The following is a 15226-nucleotide window of genomic DNA, read 5'->3' on the forward strand; positions in this document are numbered from 1 at the left end:
CCCCGCTCGGGCCCCGAACGGCAGGAGCCGCCGCACCGAACGGTGCGGCGGCTCCTGGAAATCGGACGGACGGGGTCTCAGAAGCCGATCGCCTCGCGGACGAGCACGACGGTGCTGCGCTGCGGAACGACCTCGCGGTTGTTGATCAGGATCTTGGCGACGACACTGCGCTTGCCGTACGCGTGCTGGGCGCGGACGTCCTCCTTGGGCAGCGTGTACGTCTCGATGCGGCGCAGCGCGGTGTCCAGGTCGGCGACGACCTTCTGGGCGCCGACCACCCAGACCGTCCGGCTCGCGCCGAACGCGTATGAGGCGAGCTGGCTCCCACTGGCGGAGGCGGTGACGAGGCGGCCGTCCTCGGTCACGGCGTGCACGCTGCCGACGACGACATCGGGTGCGGAGCGCGTGACGCGCATGTCGTCGCCGCGGGCGCGCGGGTCCCAGTCGGCCTGCTCGGCGCGGATGCTCTTGAACCGGCCCGAGGCGTCGATGTCCTCCTGGATCCCGGAGAGGCGCAGGGTCTCGCTGGTCGAGGCGAGGATCGCCTTGTCGGTCGGCAGGGCCTCGACGACGAGTGCGCGGGCGTCGGCGGCGGTGTCCACTATGTGCACGGCAAAGCCGTTGCCGCGCAGGGCCTCGGCGGCCCGTTCGACGCTCTCGGCGCTCGCGGCCACCGCGAAGGTCTCGTCGGCGGGCAGTGTGATGATGGTCTTCTCGCTCATGATCGGAAAACCTAGCGCCGGGACACGCTTCTTGTTCGAGCGTCGCTGGATTCGGCCAACTGCGGCGTCCGGGCGATCGCATAGGCTCGGCCACGACATGAAGAGCAACCTCCCCCCGCTGGCACCCAAGGCCGACCAGGACACCGTGCGGCGGCACAACCTCAGCCTGGTGCTCCGGGCCGTCCAGGACGAGGGCGAGACGACCCGGGCGGGCGTCGCGGCGCGCGTCGGGCTGACCCGGGCGGCCGTGTCCTCCCTGGTGGAGCAGCTCATGGCGGGCGGCTTCCTGACGGAGTCGGGCAAGACGTCCAGCGGGCAGGCGGGACGGCCCGGCACCGTCCTCAAGCCCGCCAGGACCGGCGCCGCCGGGGTCGGCGTCGAGATCAACGTCGACTACGTGACCGTGTGCGTGGTGGATCTGGCCGGAACTGATCGGGTGCGGCTCACCGAGCACCTCGACAACCGCGGCGCGGAACCCGCCGAGGTGCTGGCCCGCGCGGCCCGGATCGCCTCGCACGCGCTGGACTCCGCCCGGCAGCAGGAGCTGCGGGCGACCGGGGTGACGCTCGCCCTGCCGGGCCTGGTCGCGGGCGGCACGGTCCGCCAGGCACCGAACCTGGGCTGGAACGGCGTCCCGGCCGACGCCCTGTTCGCGCGGGCGCTCGCGGAGTTCCCCGACACCCCTGTCCTGCCGGTCGGTTCGGAGAACGAGGCCAACCTCGCGGCGCTCGCCGAGCTCTGGTTCGGCGACCCGGGCGAGGCCCGTACGTTCCTCTACCTCTCCGGCGAGATCGGCGTGGGCGGCGCCCTGGTCCTGGACGGCGAACTCCTGCGCGGCGCGCACGGCTTCGCCGGGGAGATCGGCCATGTCCCGGTGGACCCGGCCGGGCCCGCCTGCCGGTGCGGGGCGCGGGGCTGCCTGGAGCAGTACGCGGGCCAGTCGGCGCTGCTGCGCGGCGCGGGCATCGACGAGGACGCCGGCGCGGCGGGCGTGGCCGAGCTGGAGCGCCGGGCGCGGGCGGGCGAGGAGCGCGCGCTGGAGGCGCTCGGCACGGCCGGGCTGATGCTGGGCCGGGTGCTGGCGGGCGCGGTCAACCTGGTCGACCCGGGGTCCGTGGTCCTGGGCGGTGTCTACCGCGCGCTGGCGCCGTGGCTCCTGCCCCCGGCCGAGGCCGAGCTCGCCGCCCGGGTGGTGTCGGGCCTGTGGTCCCCCGACAGCGGCCGCCTGCGCGCCTCGTCCCTGGCGGGGGACGCGGCCCGGGGCGCGGCGGCCCTGGTGGTGGAGGCGGTGCTGGACGACCCGGCGGGGTGGGCGGAGGGCTGAGAACCTGTTGGCGAACCCCCGTCTGCGCAGCGACGGGGATTCGAAAGCAGGCCGCCCAACCCCCGGGCAGGGAGGCGACCGCACGATCCGGCGGTACACCTCCCCGCACGCCCCCCGCCGCACCCCTCAGCGCACCCCCATCAAGTGCTCCATGGCCAGCTGGTCGAGCTGCTCGAACGCCATGCCGCGCGCTCCCGCCGCCTCCGCGTCGAAGTCCTCGAAGGCCGAGCGGTCCCCGAGCAGCCCGGTCAGGCCGTCCGCCGCCGTCGGGCGGGCGAGGTCGTCGAGGCGGGAGGCCCGCAGCGCCTCCCGTACCGCCGGGTCGGCGCGGAACGCCGCCGAACGCTCCCGCAGGATCAGGTAGTTGCGCATGTTCCCGGCGGCCGAGGCCCACACCCCGTCGGCGTCCTCCGTGCGCGGCGGCTTGAAGTCGAAGTGGCGCGGGCCCTCGTACCCCGCCGACTCCAGGAGGTCGACCAGCCAGAAGGCGTCGCGCAGGTTCCCCGCGCCGAACCGCAGGTCCTGGTCGTACTTGATGCCGGACTGGCCGTTGAGGTCGATGTGGAAGAGCTTTCCGGCCCACAGCGCCTGGGCGATGCCGTGGGTGAAGTTGAGCCCGGCCATCTGCTCGTGCCCGGTCTCCGGGTTGACCCCGACCAGCTCCGGGCGCTCAAGGCGCTCGATGAAGGCGAGGGCGTGCCCGACCGTGGGCAGCAGGATGTCCCCGCGCGGCTCATTCGGCTTGGGCTCGACCGCGAACCGCAGGTCGTAGCCCTGGCTGACCACGTACTCGCCCAGCAGGTCGAAGGCCTCCTTCATCCGGTCGAGGGCCACCCGTACGTCCTTCGCGGCCCCCGACTCCGCGCCCTCCCGCCCGCCCCACGCCACGTACACCCGGGCGCCGAGCTCCACGGCCAGATCGATGTTGCGGATCGTCTTGCGCAGCGCGTACCGGCGTACGTCACGGTCGTTGGCGGTGAAGGCGCCGTCCTTGAAGACGGGGTGGGTGAAGAGGTTGGTGGTGGCCATCGGCACCGCGAGGCCGGTGGCGTCGAGGGCCGCACGGAAGCGCTTGACGTGGGCGTCGCGGTCGGCGCCGGACGCGCCGAACGGGATCAGGTCGTCGTCGTGGAAGGTCACCCCGTACGCCCCGAGCTCGGCGAGCCGGTGGACGGTGGCGACCGGGTCGAGGGCGGGGCGGGTCGCGTCGCCGAACGGGTCGCGCCCCTGCCAGCCCACGGTCCACAGACCGAAGGTGAACTTGTCCTCGGGGGTGGGAGTGAAGCGTTCCGTCATCGTGGTTTCCACCTCGGTGCAGGGCGCCCGACGGGCCCCACGGCTATTTGTTCACTGACCTGACGAATATGACACGATCACTGCGACTTCCGTAACCCCGACCGTTCACCTAATTTGTTTCGCGAACGCTCAAATTCCCGATCACAGGAGAAGGGGTGCCCTCGTGCCACAGGCCCCGGTCGTCATCGGCGTGGACAGCTCCACCCAGTCCACCAAGGCGCTGCTCGCCGACGCGGAGACCGGGCGGGCGCTCGCCGTCGGTCGCGCCCCGCACCGGGTCGACGGCTTTGCCGGGGCCCGCGAGAGCGACCCCGAGCTGTGGTGGCGGGCGCTCGGCGAGGCGGTCGCGGCCGGGCTGAAGGAGGCGGGGGTGGCCGCGTCCGCCGTCACCGGCATCGCGGTCGCCGGACAGCAGCACGGCCTGGTCGTCCTGGACCGCGCCGGGCGCCCGCTGCGCCCGGCGCTGCTCTGGAACGACACCCGCTCGGCCCCGCAGGCCGCCGCCCTCACCGAGGAGCTCGGCGGCCCGGCCGCGTGGACCGCGCACACCGGCTCGGTGCCCGTCGCCGCCGTGACCGCGACCAAGTGGCGCTGGCTGTACGAGAACGAGCCCGCGTGCGCGTCGGCCGCCGCCGGGGTGCGCCTGCCCCACGACTTCCTCACCGAGCGCCTCGCCGGAACCGCCGCGACCGACCCCGGGGACGCCTCGGGCACCGGCTGGTACGCGACGGCGACCGGCTCCTACGACCCCGCGCTGCTCGAACTCATCGGCCTGGACGCCCGGTTGCTGCCCGAGGTCGCCGCCACCGGGGCCACCCGGGTGGGGTCCCTGACGGTCTCGGCCGCCGAGGCGCTCGGGCTGCCCGCGGGGATCGCGGTCGCCGCCGGGACGGGCGACAACATGGCCGCCGCCGTGGGGCTCGGGCTCGGCGGCGCGGGCCTGCTCGACCATCCCGTCCTCAGCCTCGGCACCTCCGGCACGGTCTTCGCCGCCACCCGCACCCGGCCCGCCTCACCCGCGCTCTCGGGGTTCGCCGCCACCGACGGCACCTTCCTGCCGCTCGCCTGCACCCTCAACTGCACGCTCGCCGTGGACCGGGTGGCGGCCCTGCTGGGGCTCGGCCGCGACGACGCCGAACCCGGCGGCGAGGCGGTGCTCCTGCCGTACCTCGACGGCGAGCGCACCCCCGACCTGCCGACCGCCGCCGGACTGCTCACCGGCCTGCGCCACACCACCACCGGGCCCCAACTCCTGGGCGCGGCCTACGAAGGCGCGGTCTTCACCGCCCTGCGCGCCCTGGACGACCTGCTGCGCGTCTGCGGGCTCGACGCCGCCGGGGCCGCGGCCCGTCCGCTGCGGCTGATCGGCGGCGGCGCCCGGGGCCGTACCTGGGTCGAGACCGTACGACGGCTCTCCGGCCGGCCGCTCATCGTGCCCCGGGCCACGGAGCTGGTCGCGCTCGGCGCCGCCGCACTCGCCGCGGCGGCCGTCAGCGGCGCGGACCCGGTGGCGACGGCCGCTGCATGGGGCACGGGCGAGGGCGCCGCGCTCGACCCGGTCGCCCGCGACACCGCGGCCTGGGAGCGCATCGCCTCCGTACTCGACCGGGCGGCACCGGTCCTGAGTTGACGCGTTCCGACGATTGACCCACCGCCAACACCTTTCTACTTTGGAGGCGTTGACCGTCGTACGTCATATACGAGACGCGATATGCGAGAGGCGGGCCCGCCATGGCCTTCACCCCGGCGCCGATCCCCTCCCGCACCGAGTACGTGCTCGACGCGATCAAGCAGGCCATCCTCGCGGGCAGGCTCTCCCCGGGGCAGGCGCTCGTCGAGACCGAGCTGGCCGCGCAGTTCGGCGTGTCCAAGACCCCGGTGCGGGAAGCGCTCAAGACGCTGGCCGGGACCGGTCTTGTGGTACTGAACCAGTACAAGGGCGTCGCCGTGCGCGCCGTCGACGCGGACATGGCCCGCCAGGTCTACGACGTGCGCCTGCTGCTCGAACCCGAGGCGCTGCGCCGCACCGTGCTGCGCCTGGCGCCGCTGGACGCCGCCGAAGCCGCCCTCGACCGGGCCGACCGCGCGTCCGACCATGCCGAACGGGCCCTGGCCAACCGGCAGTTCCACCGCGCCCTGTATCTGCCCTGCGGCAACCCCCTGCTCACCCGGACGCTGGACGACATCCGCGACCAGGCCGCGCTGGTGGCGACGGCCGTCTGGGCCAGCGAGCCGTCCTGGGAGCGGGAGGCCCGCGAGCACCGCGCGATCCTGCGGCTGGCGCAGGCGGGGGAGGCGCGGACCGCGTCCGAGGCCCTGCGCGAGCACATCGAGTCCTTCGTCCGCCGCGCGTTCCCCGAAGGAGACAACGGCGTATGGCCGCACGCGAGTTCCCGGACCGCACCGCCGCTCGGAGCGCACTCGCCGATGTCGTGGCGATCCCCGTCACCCCGTTCACCGCTGACGGCGCCCTCGACACGGCCGCCCACCGCACCCTGATCCACCGGCTCCTCGACGCCGGGGTGCGCACCCTCACCCCCAACGGGAACACCGGCGAGTTCTACGCCCTCTCCCCCGACGAGCGCCGCGCCGTGACGGAGCTGACCGTCGAGGCGGCGAGGGGCCGGGCCTCGGTCCTGGCCGGGGTGGGTCTGGACGTCCCCACCGCCGTGGCCTCGGCCCGGCACGCCCGGGAGGCGGGCGCCCGGCTCGTCATGGTGCACCAGCCGGTCCACCCGTACGTCTCGCCCGGCGGCTGGCTCGACTACCACCGGGCGATCGCGGAGGCGGTGCCGGAGCTGGGGGTCGTACCGTACGTCCGCGACCCCCTCCTGGAGGGTGAACTCCTCGCGGAGCTCGGCGAGTTGTGCCCCAATGTGGTGGGGGTGAAGTACGCGGTGCCGGACGCGGCCCGGTTCGCCGCGGTCGCGCGGGACGCGGGCCTGGACCGCTTCGTGTGGGTGGCGGGGCTCGCCGAGCTGTACGCGCCCTCGTACTTCGCCATGGGCGCGACCGGCTTCACCTCCGGCCTGGTGAACGTGGCTCCTCGGATGTCGCTGGGGATGCTCGACGCCCTGCGCGCCGGGGATTTCCCCGCCGCCATGAAGACGTGGGACCGGATCCGCGGGTTCGAGGAGCTGCGCGCGGCCACCCGCTCCGCCGACAACGTCTCGGTCGTGAAGGAGGCGCTCGCCCGGCTCGGACTGTGCCGCCGTGATGTCCGCCCGCCGAGCCGGGCCCTGCCGCGGGAGCTGCGCGCCCAGGTGGCCGCCCTGGTGGCCGGGTGGGAGCGGTGACGTTCGACCCGGAGCGGCTGCGCAGCCACCAGTGGTACGGCACCGCCGGACTGCGCTCCTTCAGCCACCGCTCCCGCACCCGCCAGCTCGGCTATCTGCCCGAGGAGCACCTGGGCAAGCCGGTGATCGCGATCCTCAACACCTGGTCGGACATCAACCCCTGCCACGTCCATCTGCGCGACCGCGCCCAGGCCGTCAAGCGCGGGGTGTGGCAGGCGGGCGGCTTCCCGCTGGAGTTCCCGGTGGCCACCCTCTCGGAGACCTTCCAGAAGCCGACGCCGATGCTCTACCGCAACCTCCTCGCCATGGAGACGGAGGAGCTGCTGCGCTCGTATCCGGTGGACGGCGCCGTACTGATGGGCGGCTGCGACAAGTCGACGCCCGCGCTGCTGATGGGCGCGGCCAGCGCCGACCTGCCGGCCGTGTTCGTACCGGCGGGGCCGATGCTGCCGGGCCACTGGCGCGACCAGGTCCTGGGCTCCGGCACGGACCTGTGGAAGTACTGGGACGACAAGCGCGCCGGGCTGCTCGGCGACTGCGAACTGGCCGAGCTGGAGAGCGGTCTGGCCCGCTCCCCCGGCCACTGCATGACCATGGGCACGGCCTCCACGCTGACGGCGGCGGCCGAGGCGCTGGGCGTCACCGTCCCGGGCGCCTCCTCGATCCCGGCGGTCGACTCCGGGCACGACCGGATGGCCGCCGCCTCGGGGCTGCGGATCGTCGAACTCGTCCGCCGGGACCTCAAGCTGTCGGCGATCCTGACCCGCGAGGCGTACGAGGACGCCGTCACCACGGTCCTGGCGCTCGGCGGCTCCACCAACGCCGTGATCCACCTCATCGCCATGGCCGGGCGCTCCGGGGTGCGGCTCACCCTCGACGACTTCGACCGGATCGCGCGCACGGTCCCGGTGCTGGCGGACGTACGGCCCGGCGGGCGCCACCTCATGGAGGACTTCCACTTCGCGGGCGGCCTGCCGGGACTGCTCTCCCGCCTCACCGGCCTGCTCCACCTCGACCGCCCCACGATCGGCCACACCACTCTGCGCGAGCAGTTGGCCGGGGCCCGGGTGCACGACGACGACGTGATCCGGCCGCGCGAGAAGGCCCTGGCGGCCGAGGGCGGTCTGGCGGTGCTGCGCGGGAACCTGTGCCCGGACGGCGCGGTGATCAAGCACATCGCGGCCGAGCCCCGGCTGCTGCGGCACACCGGCCCGGCCGTGGTCTTCGACGACTACCGCACGATGCAGCGCACCATCGACGACCCGGCGCTCGCGCTCACCCCCGACCATGTGCTGGTGCTGCGCGGCTCGGGCCCAGTCGGCGGCCCCGGTATGCCGGAGTACGGGATGCTGCCGATCCCGGACTATCTGCTGCGCCGGGGCGTGCGCGACATGCTGCGGATCTCCGACGCCCGGATGAGCGGGACGAGTTACGGGGCGTGCGTGCTGCACATCGCCCCCGAGTCATATGTGGGCGGGCCGCTCGCGCTGGTGCGCACGGGCGATCCCATCACCCTCGACGTGGCGGCGCGCAGCCTCCGCCTGGAGGTGCCCGAGGAGGAGCTGGCCGGGCGCCGCGCCGCCTGGACGCCGCCCCCGCCCCGCTACGAGCGGGGGTACGGCGCCCTCTACAGCGAGCAGATCACTCAGGCCGACACCGGCTGTGACTTCGCCTTCCTGGCCGCGCCGGGGCGGGTGCCGGACCCGTACGCGGGCTGACGGGCCGGGTGCTCACCGGCTCTCCCGCAGCAGCTCGGCCAGAGCGCTGTCCATGTCGAGGTCCTGGTTCTCGACCTCGGCGGAGACGGCCGCGTAGGTGAGGAAGAGGAAGCGGCGCAGGGCCGCCGTGCCGAATTCGAGGAGCGCCACGCCGTCCGGGGAGCGCAGCTCCACCATGGTCTGGGCCCGCCCGAGCGGCCATACGTGCACATCGCCGGTGCCGGCCGGGGCGCGCAGTCCCCGGTCGATGAGGTTGCGGGCGAAGACCCAGGTCACGCCCCCGTCGTGGAGGGAGACCTCGGGCGGGAAGATCATGCGGACGGCCAGCGGGTCGGATCCGTCATAGCTGAGCGTGACGGGGACGGGGACGCCGTGGGGTGCGTCGGTGACGAGGCGGGCCAGGACGGATTGTTCGACGGTGGTGGACATCGACTCGCTCCTTGCTGCCACTCCCGATCTGTGACCCGCATCACATCATCTCAATAGTCGCATATTCAACACCTTGCTTGGGATTTCGTGCGAAAACCCCGAATGGGCCCGCCGGAGAAGGGCCGGGCCCGGAAAGAAAAGGGGGCCTGGCACCACCCCGGCCCGGGGCCCAGGCCTCCTGACCGGGCCCCCTGCCCGGGCGGACGATCGTCGGCGACAGGTCGTACGAACGTGGAAGCAGGGGGCTCGGACATGAACGATCACACTCGGCGGAACGTGCTGCGCGGCGCGGCGGGCGCGGCCGCGGGCGGTTTTCTCGCCACGCGCGGCGGAGCGGTCGCGGCGGCCGCCGGACGCGGCACACCGCCCGCGCCGAAGCCGCCCACACCGACCCCGTCCGCCGGCAGCCGGCCGTTCCTGCACGGGGCCTTCGCCCCCGTCACCGAAGAGCTGACCGCCTTCGACCTCCCCGTCACCGGCCGCATCCCGCGCTCGCTCAACGGGCGCTATCTGCGCACCGGCCCCAACGTCCTCGGCCTGGAGGACCCCCGGGCACACCACTGGATGCTCGGGGACGGCATGGTCCACGGGGTGCGGCTGAGGAACGGGCGGGCCGAGTGGTACCGCAACCGGTGGGTGCGCTCGGCCGCCGTCAGCGGCAAGCTCGGCGAGCCGCACCCCGGTCCCGTCCCCGAGAACGACTTCGCCTGCAACACCCACGTCATCCCGTACAAGGGCCGTGTCCTGGCCCTCCAGGAGGGCGGACCGCTGCCGTACGAGCTGGACGGTGAGCTCAACACCCTGCGCCCGTACGACTTCCGCTCCACGCTGAGCGGCGCGTTCACCGCGCACACCAAGTACGACGCCCGCGCCGACGAGCTGCACGCCGTCGCCTACTACCCGACCTGGGACCACGTCCGCCACCTGGTGGTCGACCGGACCGGGCGGGTCGCGCGCAGCACGCGGATCCCCGTCGCCGACAGCCCGATGATGCACGACTTCGCGCTCACCGAGCGGCACGTGGTCCTCTTCGACCTCCCCGTCACCTTCGACGCGGCGGCGGCCGAGGCGGGCGCGCTCGTACCGTATGTGTGGAACGATCGGCATCCGGCGCGGGTGGGTGTGCTGCCGCGCGCGGGCGGGAGCGTGCGGTGGTTCGAGGTGGACCCGGTCTTCTACTCGCACACCCTGAACGCCTACGACGACGGGGACTCGGTGGTCGTCGACGTCACCACGTTCCCGGCGCCGTTCCTCGTCGCGGGCCAGGGCTCCGACGGGCCCACCGCGCTCGGCACCGCCTCACTGGACCGCTGGACCGTCGACCTGGCGCACGGCAGGGTCCGCACCCGCCGCCTCGACGACCGGCCGCAGGAGTTCCCGCGCGTCAACGAGGCGCTGGTGTCCCGGCGCCACCGGTACGGGTACACGGCGGCCGCCGCCGAGATGTCCACCGCGTATCTGACGGCCGACGGCGTGCCGCCGGACCGCTCCTTCGGCAACGCCCTGATCAAGCACGACTTCCTGCGCGGCACCTCGCAGCTGCACCGCCTCCCGCGCGGCGCCGCCGTCGGCGAGGCGGTGTTCGTACCCGCGCACGGGCCGGACCCGGCCCCGGGGGCGGCGGAGGACGACGGTTACACCCTGGCGTACGTCCACGACCCGGAGCGGGGCGCCGCCGATCTGCTGATCCTGGCTGCGCAGGACTTCACCGGCCGTCCGGTGGCCCGGATCCATCTGCCGGGCCGGGTTCCGCTCGGCTTCCACGGCAGTTGGGTGGCGGACGCGTGAGCTCAGCCGAGCTGGCTGAGCATGCCCATCACCGAGTTGACCGCGCTGTGCAGGGAGGGGGCGGCGGCCGTGTCGGCGAAGTAGAAGCCGAAGGCCGCGCAGATCACGGCGTGCGAGATCTTGGTGCCGCCCTTGCGGCAGAGGAAGAACGCGCCCACGGCGAGCGCGAGCATCAGAGGAAAGTGCACGGAGGGCACGGTGTCTCACCTCGTGAACCCCGAGTCTGTCGAGCACCGGCCCGCCGCGGTCAACGGCGGTGGGCCGGTGGAAAGCACCTCCGTCACGCTACGACCGTTGCTCACCCGTCGCCATACGGCCGGTCACCGGCCGTCATCGCCGCAGCTCGGGCGGGCCGGGGTCACTCGGCGGTGGCGACGACCAGGCGGCAGCGGGGGCTGCCGTCGGGGCGCCGGCCGAGCTCGTCCAGCGCGTACAGGTCGACCCGGAACCCGGCGTCGGCGAGCTCCCGCGTCACGTCCGCGAGCCGGAAGTCCCGGTAGTACATGACGAATCGGGGCCGCCACAGCGCGTTGCGCACCCGCATCGCGGTGTCGAAGCCGAGCAGCGTCCAGTAGCCGAGGGAGCCGGGGCGGGCGGGCGCCGCGACCGGGAACGCGAAGCGGCCGCCGGGCGCGAGCACCGAGCGGACCCGCGAGAACAGACCGGGCCGTTCGCCGGGCAGGAAGTGGCCGAACGCGCCGAAGCTCACGACGAGGTCGAACGCGGCCGGTGCGAACGGCAGGGCGCGGACGTCGGCCCGGATCCAGTCGACGGCCCCGTGCGTACGGGCGCGCCCGACCGCCAGCATCCCCGCGCTGAAGTCGACCCCGGTGACCCGCTCGCGGCACACCGCGCGCAGCACCGGGATGCCCGCGCCGGTGCCGCAGCACAGGTCGAGCCCGCGCCCGAAGGGGCCGAGTTCGCGGAGGGTACGTGTGACGGCGTCGAGGACCGGCTGGGGCGTGCGGTACGGAGTGTGGTCGAACTTGGGCGCCAGCAGGTCGTAGCCGTGCTCGACCGACGACAGCGCCTGGACGGCGAGTTCACGCAGCGTAGGGCCCTGGGAAGCGGACATCGACCTCAGCCTATAGCCTCGGGAAAAGGTACCAATCGGGCGGATGGGGAGCCGCCGAGACGGGAGAAAGCCATCGTGTATTCCACTCTGACACGCCGCTGTGCCCGGATGGCCGCGGCGGGTGCCCTGTCCGTAGCCCTGCTCGCCGGATCCGCCGCGGCCGCCGCGGCAGCGAGCCCGACCCCCAAACCGTCGCCGAGCGGCAGCAAGTACGCCTCGGCGGCGCCGGGTTCGCTGACCATCAAGGCGAGCGCCACCGAGGCGAAGGTGGGTGACAAGGTCACCTTCACCGGCCGGTCCAAAGGGCTGGCCATCGGCAGCAAGGTCGTGCTCCAGCACAAGAAGGGGAGCAAGTGGACGACCCTGCACGCCGACACCACCATCAAGCAGGGCAGCAGCTACTCCCTGGACTACAAGGTGAACACCAAGGGCAAGGAGCAGCTGCGGGTGATGGACGGCGCGACCGTCTCCCCGACGGTGACCGTCACCGTGAAGTGACGCTTCACGAAGGGCTAGTCGATCTTCAGCTCGCCCATCGCGCTCCACCCCGTCGCACCCTCGATCGTCGTGCTCACGATGTCGGGGGTGCGGCGCAGCAGCGGGCGCATCGTCTCCATGGCGGCCCGGAAGTGGTCGGAGTTCACGTGCGCCTCGCCCGCGCCGTCCTGGAAGGCCTCGACCAGCACATAGGTGTTCGGGTCCTCCAGGCTGCGGGACCACTCGTACCAGAGGTTGCCCGGCTCGGCCCGGGTCGCGTCAGTGAAGTCCGCGACGTGCTGGGGCCACTCCTCGACGTATTCGGGCTTCACGGGGAACTTGACGACGATAAAGATCATTGCGTCATTCTATGCACGGTTTAATCCTTCGGCCGCCTGACCGGGCCGAGGGTAGGGTGGCCGCGCCCACAACGGATCCGGCCATGAAAACCGCAGGTGAGACTCATTACCACCCCTCCCCCCGACTCCGTCGTCGCCCGGCTCCGGGCCGCCGGATGTGTCTTCGCCGAGGACGAGGCCCGGTTGCTGGTCGCCACCGCCCGCACCCCGGCCGAGCTCGACGCCATGGTGGCGCGGCGCGCCGAGGGCCTGCCGCTCGAACACGTCCTGGGATGGGCCGAGTTCGCCGGTGTACGGGTCGCGGTGGACCCGGGCGTCTTCGTGCCCCGGCGCCGTACGGAGTTCCTGGTGGAGCAGGCCGTTCCGCTCGCCTCGGCGGGCGCGGTCGTGGTGGACCTGTGCTGCGGTTCGGGCGCGCTGGGCGCGGCGCTGGTGGCGGGGCTCGGCCGGGCGGAGCTGCACGCGGCCGACATCGACCCGGCCGCCGTGGAGTGCGCCCGGCGCAATGTCGCCGCCGCCGGGGGCCGGGCCCACCAGGGCGATCTGTTCGCCGCGCTGCCCGCCGGGCTGCGGGGCCGGGTGGACGTCCTGCTCGCCAACGTGCCGTACGTACCGAGCGAGGAGATCGCCCTGCTCCCCTCGGAGGCGCGCGTCCACGAGGCGCGGGTGGCGCTCGACGGCGGCTCCGACGGGCTCGACGTGCTGCGCCGGGTGACCGCCGAGGCGGCCCACTGGCTGCGGCCCGGCGGCCATCTGCTCTTCGAGACGAGCGAGCGCCAGGTGCCCCTGGCGCTCGCCGCGGTCACCGGGGGCGGCCTCGTCCCGCGCGTGGCGACCTGCGAGGAGCGGTACGCCACGGTCGTCGTCGCCACCCGGCCCGCCCCGGCCGGCTGAGTCACGCCATCCAGAAGAAGACGGCCGTCATCCGGCTGTCCTCCAGGGTGCTGCCCCAGTAGCCGGTGGCGGTGTGGATCATGTTGGCGTTGTAGAGGAGCAGCCGGTTGTAGCGGTGCGGGACGCGGACGTCCTCGGTGAAGGAGTCCGCCGGCACGAAACGGGTGCCCAGCGCCTCGACCAGGTTGGTGTGCGGGGCCGCGACCAGATTGCCGCCGAGGACGCCGCCGGGCAGGCTCTGCCGGTAGAAGCTGGTGCCGCAGTCCTTGGGCACGCCCGGGTTGAGATAGAGCACGGCCGCGTACCGGCACAGCGCGCGCGAGTCGGTGTGCGGGCGCGGCTCGCTCTCGTCCCGGCCGACGACCTGGACGCAGTTGTGGTTGAGTGTGGCACCGCCGGGCGCCTTCTGCAGCCACAGCTCGCGCGCCCCGGTCGCCTGCTTGACCAGGCGTTCCACCCGGGCGAGTTCGGCGGGCTCCAGGCCGGGCATGGTGCGCAGCCCCGGCCAGGTCTCGGAGGTGCGCGGGTAGCCCTCGACCCAGTCGTCCTTGGCGAGGCAGCGCGCGCGGACCTCGTCGACGTTGGGCAGGACGTCGTCGAGGACCCAGTAGTCCCGGCCGCGGGTGGGTTTGCGGTACGGGAGGACCGGGAGCGGGGAGGGGGTGGGGGCCATGCGGCCGAACTTACGTCCGTAACCCTGTGTCGCCGTCCGTGAGTTGGTCAACTTTGTTTCAAGGTGCGGTGAAGTCGCACTCCGTGACTAAGGGCGCATTGCGGGGACATCCCGGCGGGAGGTCCCCGCAATGGCAAAGGCGGGCCCATTTTCGTCCCAGGAGAGGGCTGCCGCGCAGGTCAGCCCTTGCGGCCGACGCCGCCGAACATGGCCACCTCGGCCGGCTCGCCGTCCGTCGCGTCCTCGGGCCGCCAGCGCGAGCACGACACCACGCCGGGCTCCAGGACCTCCAGTCCGTCGAAGAAGCGGGCGGTCTGCTCGGGGGTGCGCTGGGTGAGCTTGGGGGTGCCGTGCTCGTTCCAGAACGCCACCGCCTGGTCGACGTCCGGCATCTCGGGGTGGGTCACCGTGTGCGACAGGACCAGGTAGCTGCCGGGGGCCAGCTTCTCCATCAGCTTGCGCACCAGGCCGTACGCCTGGTCGTCGTCCTCGATGAAGATGACCACGCCGAGCAGCATCAGCGCGACCGGCTGGCTCAAGTCCAGTGTCTTCGAGGCGTGTTCCAGGATGCTGTCCACATCGCGCAGGTCCGCGTCGAGGTAGTCGGTCCGCCCCTCGGGCGTGCTGGTCAACAGCGCGCGGGCGTGGGCGAGCACCAGCGGGTCGTTGTCGACGTAGACGATCCGGGACTCGGGCGCGATGCGCTGCGCCACCTCGTGGGTGTTGTCGGCGGTGGGCAGGCCGGTGCCGATGTCGAGGAACTGCCGGATGCCCCGGTCGGCCACCAGGTGGCGCACCGCGCGGCCGAGGAAGAGCCGGTCCGCGCGCGCGTAGTCGCCGATACCGGGGTGGAGCTGGCGGATCTGGTCGCCGACCGCGCGGTCGACCTCGTAGTTGTCCTTGCCGCCGAGCCAGTAGTTCCAGATCCGGGCCGTGTGCGGCTGGGAGGTGTTGATTCTGCTCCGAACGTGCTCGGGAGCGTCGAGGTGGGCCGGGTTCTCGGTCACGGGCTTCGTCTCCTGGGGCCTGGTGGAACTGTCAATGATCAGCCTAGATGGCCAAGTTGACCCGCGTCCCGGAACCCCGTCGGCCGGTGCCCCGGGCGGGCGGGTGTCCGGATGACGTCATCGGCGCGCCTGACGCGTTCAGGGGCGAAGTCACCCCCAGTCTCATAC

The 15226-nt window shown here is 73.2% G+C and carries 16 protein-coding genes; 8 read left to right on the forward strand and 8 right to left on the reverse strand.

The window, feature by feature from the left end:
- Nucleotides 1–77: 77 nt before the first annotated feature.
- The gene (locus tag BX283_RS07745) at nucleotides 78–722 is read right to left on the reverse strand and encodes an LUD domain-containing protein (RefSeq protein ID WP_101386903.1); all 645 of its coding nucleotides are present in this window, start codon (nucleotides 720–722) and stop codon (nucleotides 78–80) included.
- 97 nt (nucleotides 723–819) lie between these two features.
- On the opposite strand from BX283_RS07745, the gene BX283_RS07750 reads away from it, so the two are divergent.
- Nucleotides 820–2046, forward strand: a complete 1227-nt coding sequence (locus BX283_RS07750; RefSeq protein WP_101386904.1) for an ROK family transcriptional regulator — start codon at nucleotides 820–822, stop codon at nucleotides 2044–2046.
- Between the two features lie 126 nt (nucleotides 2047–2172).
- Here the strand turns inward: BX283_RS07750 and xylA are convergent, their stop codons facing one another.
- Nucleotides 2173–3342, reverse strand: a complete 1170-nt coding sequence (xylA, locus tag BX283_RS07755; RefSeq protein ID WP_101386905.1) for a xylose isomerase — start codon at nucleotides 3340–3342, stop codon at nucleotides 2173–2175.
- Nucleotides 3343–3505: 163 nt separating this feature from the next.
- On the opposite strand from xylA, the gene xylB reads away from it, so the two are divergent.
- From xylB to araD, 4 genes are all read left to right on the forward strand, one after another.
- Nucleotides 3506–4972 (forward strand): xylulokinase, encoded by a 1467-nt coding sequence (gene xylB / locus BX283_RS07760; protein WP_101386906.1) that lies wholly within the window; start codon nucleotides 3506–3508, stop codon nucleotides 4970–4972.
- A 101-nt stretch (nucleotides 4973–5073) separates the two neighbouring features.
- Nucleotides 5074–5841 (forward strand): GntR family transcriptional regulator, encoded by a 768-nt coding sequence (locus tag BX283_RS07765; RefSeq protein ID WP_101392214.1) that lies wholly within the window; start codon nucleotides 5074–5076, stop codon nucleotides 5839–5841.
- Nucleotides 5775–6638 carry a dihydrodipicolinate synthase family protein gene (locus BX283_RS07770; protein ID WP_101392215.1) on the forward strand — a complete coding sequence of 288 codons (864 nt, stop codon included), beginning with the start codon at nucleotides 5775–5777 and terminating at the stop codon, nucleotides 6636–6638. Before BX283_RS07765 ends, BX283_RS07770 begins: the two co-directional genes overlap by 67 nt.
- Nucleotides 6635–8356 carry an L-arabinonate dehydratase gene (gene araD, locus BX283_RS07775; RefSeq protein ID WP_257582191.1) on the forward strand — a complete coding sequence of 574 codons (1722 nt, stop codon included), beginning with the start codon at nucleotides 6635–6637 and terminating at the stop codon, nucleotides 8354–8356. Before BX283_RS07770 ends, araD begins: the two co-directional genes overlap by 4 nt.
- Nucleotides 8357–8368: 12 nt before the next feature.
- On the opposite strand, the gene BX283_RS07780 is transcribed toward araD, so the two are convergent.
- On the reverse strand, nucleotides 8369–8785 hold the full coding sequence (locus BX283_RS07780; protein ID WP_101386908.1) for an SsgA family sporulation/cell division regulator: 417 nt from the start codon (nucleotides 8783–8785) through the stop codon (nucleotides 8369–8371).
- Between the two features lie 252 nt (nucleotides 8786–9037).
- Between BX283_RS07780 and BX283_RS07785 the strand changes: the two genes are divergently transcribed.
- Nucleotides 9038–10573: a carotenoid oxygenase family protein gene (locus tag BX283_RS07785; protein WP_101386909.1), complete on the forward strand. Its 1536-nt coding sequence runs from the start codon at nucleotides 9038–9040 to the stop codon at nucleotides 10571–10573.
- 2 nt (nucleotides 10574–10575) lie between these two features.
- Here the strand turns inward: BX283_RS07785 and BX283_RS07790 are convergent, their stop codons facing one another.
- Nucleotides 10576–10761, reverse strand: a complete 186-nt coding sequence (locus BX283_RS07790; RefSeq protein WP_229848718.1) for a DUF2304 domain-containing protein — start codon at nucleotides 10759–10761, stop codon at nucleotides 10576–10578.
- A gap of 170 nt (nucleotides 10762–10931) precedes the next feature.
- The gene (locus BX283_RS07795) at nucleotides 10932–11648 is read right to left on the reverse strand and encodes a class I SAM-dependent methyltransferase (protein WP_101386911.1); all 717 of its coding nucleotides are present in this window, start codon (nucleotides 11646–11648) and stop codon (nucleotides 10932–10934) included.
- A 75-nt stretch (nucleotides 11649–11723) separates the two neighbouring features.
- Between BX283_RS07795 and BX283_RS07800 the strand changes: the two genes are divergently transcribed.
- A complete protein-coding gene (locus BX283_RS07800; RefSeq protein WP_257582199.1) occupies nucleotides 11724–12146 on the forward strand; it encodes a hypothetical protein in 423 nt (140 codons plus the stop codon).
- A gap of 14 nt (nucleotides 12147–12160) precedes the next feature.
- Here BX283_RS07800 and BX283_RS07805 read toward each other — a convergent pair whose 3' ends face one another.
- Nucleotides 12161–12484, reverse strand: a complete 324-nt coding sequence (locus tag BX283_RS07805) for a putative quinol monooxygenase (RefSeq protein ID WP_101386913.1) — start codon at nucleotides 12482–12484, stop codon at nucleotides 12161–12163.
- 96 nt (nucleotides 12485–12580) lie between these two features.
- Between BX283_RS07805 and BX283_RS07810 the strand changes: the two genes are divergently transcribed.
- Nucleotides 12581–13378, forward strand: coding sequence for a putative protein N(5)-glutamine methyltransferase (locus tag BX283_RS07810; RefSeq protein ID WP_101386914.1), 798 nt, complete (start codon nucleotides 12581–12583; stop codon nucleotides 13376–13378).
- Nucleotide 13379: 1 nt separating this feature from the next.
- Here BX283_RS07810 and BX283_RS07815 read toward each other — a convergent pair whose 3' ends face one another.
- A complete protein-coding gene (locus tag BX283_RS07815) occupies nucleotides 13380–14051 on the reverse strand; it encodes a DUF6445 family protein (RefSeq protein ID WP_101386915.1) in 672 nt (223 codons plus the stop codon).
- A 179-nt stretch (nucleotides 14052–14230) separates the two neighbouring features.
- Complete coding sequence (locus BX283_RS07820) at nucleotides 14231–15058, reverse strand: SAM-dependent methyltransferase (protein WP_101386916.1); 828 nt, start codon at nucleotides 15056–15058, stop codon at nucleotides 14231–14233.
- Nucleotides 15059–15226 lie beyond the last annotated feature (168 nt).

The sequence above is a fragment of the Streptomyces sp. TLI_146 genome (assembly GCF_002846415.1).
Lineage (GTDB): Bacteria > Actinomycetota > Actinomycetes > Streptomycetales > Streptomycetaceae > Streptomyces.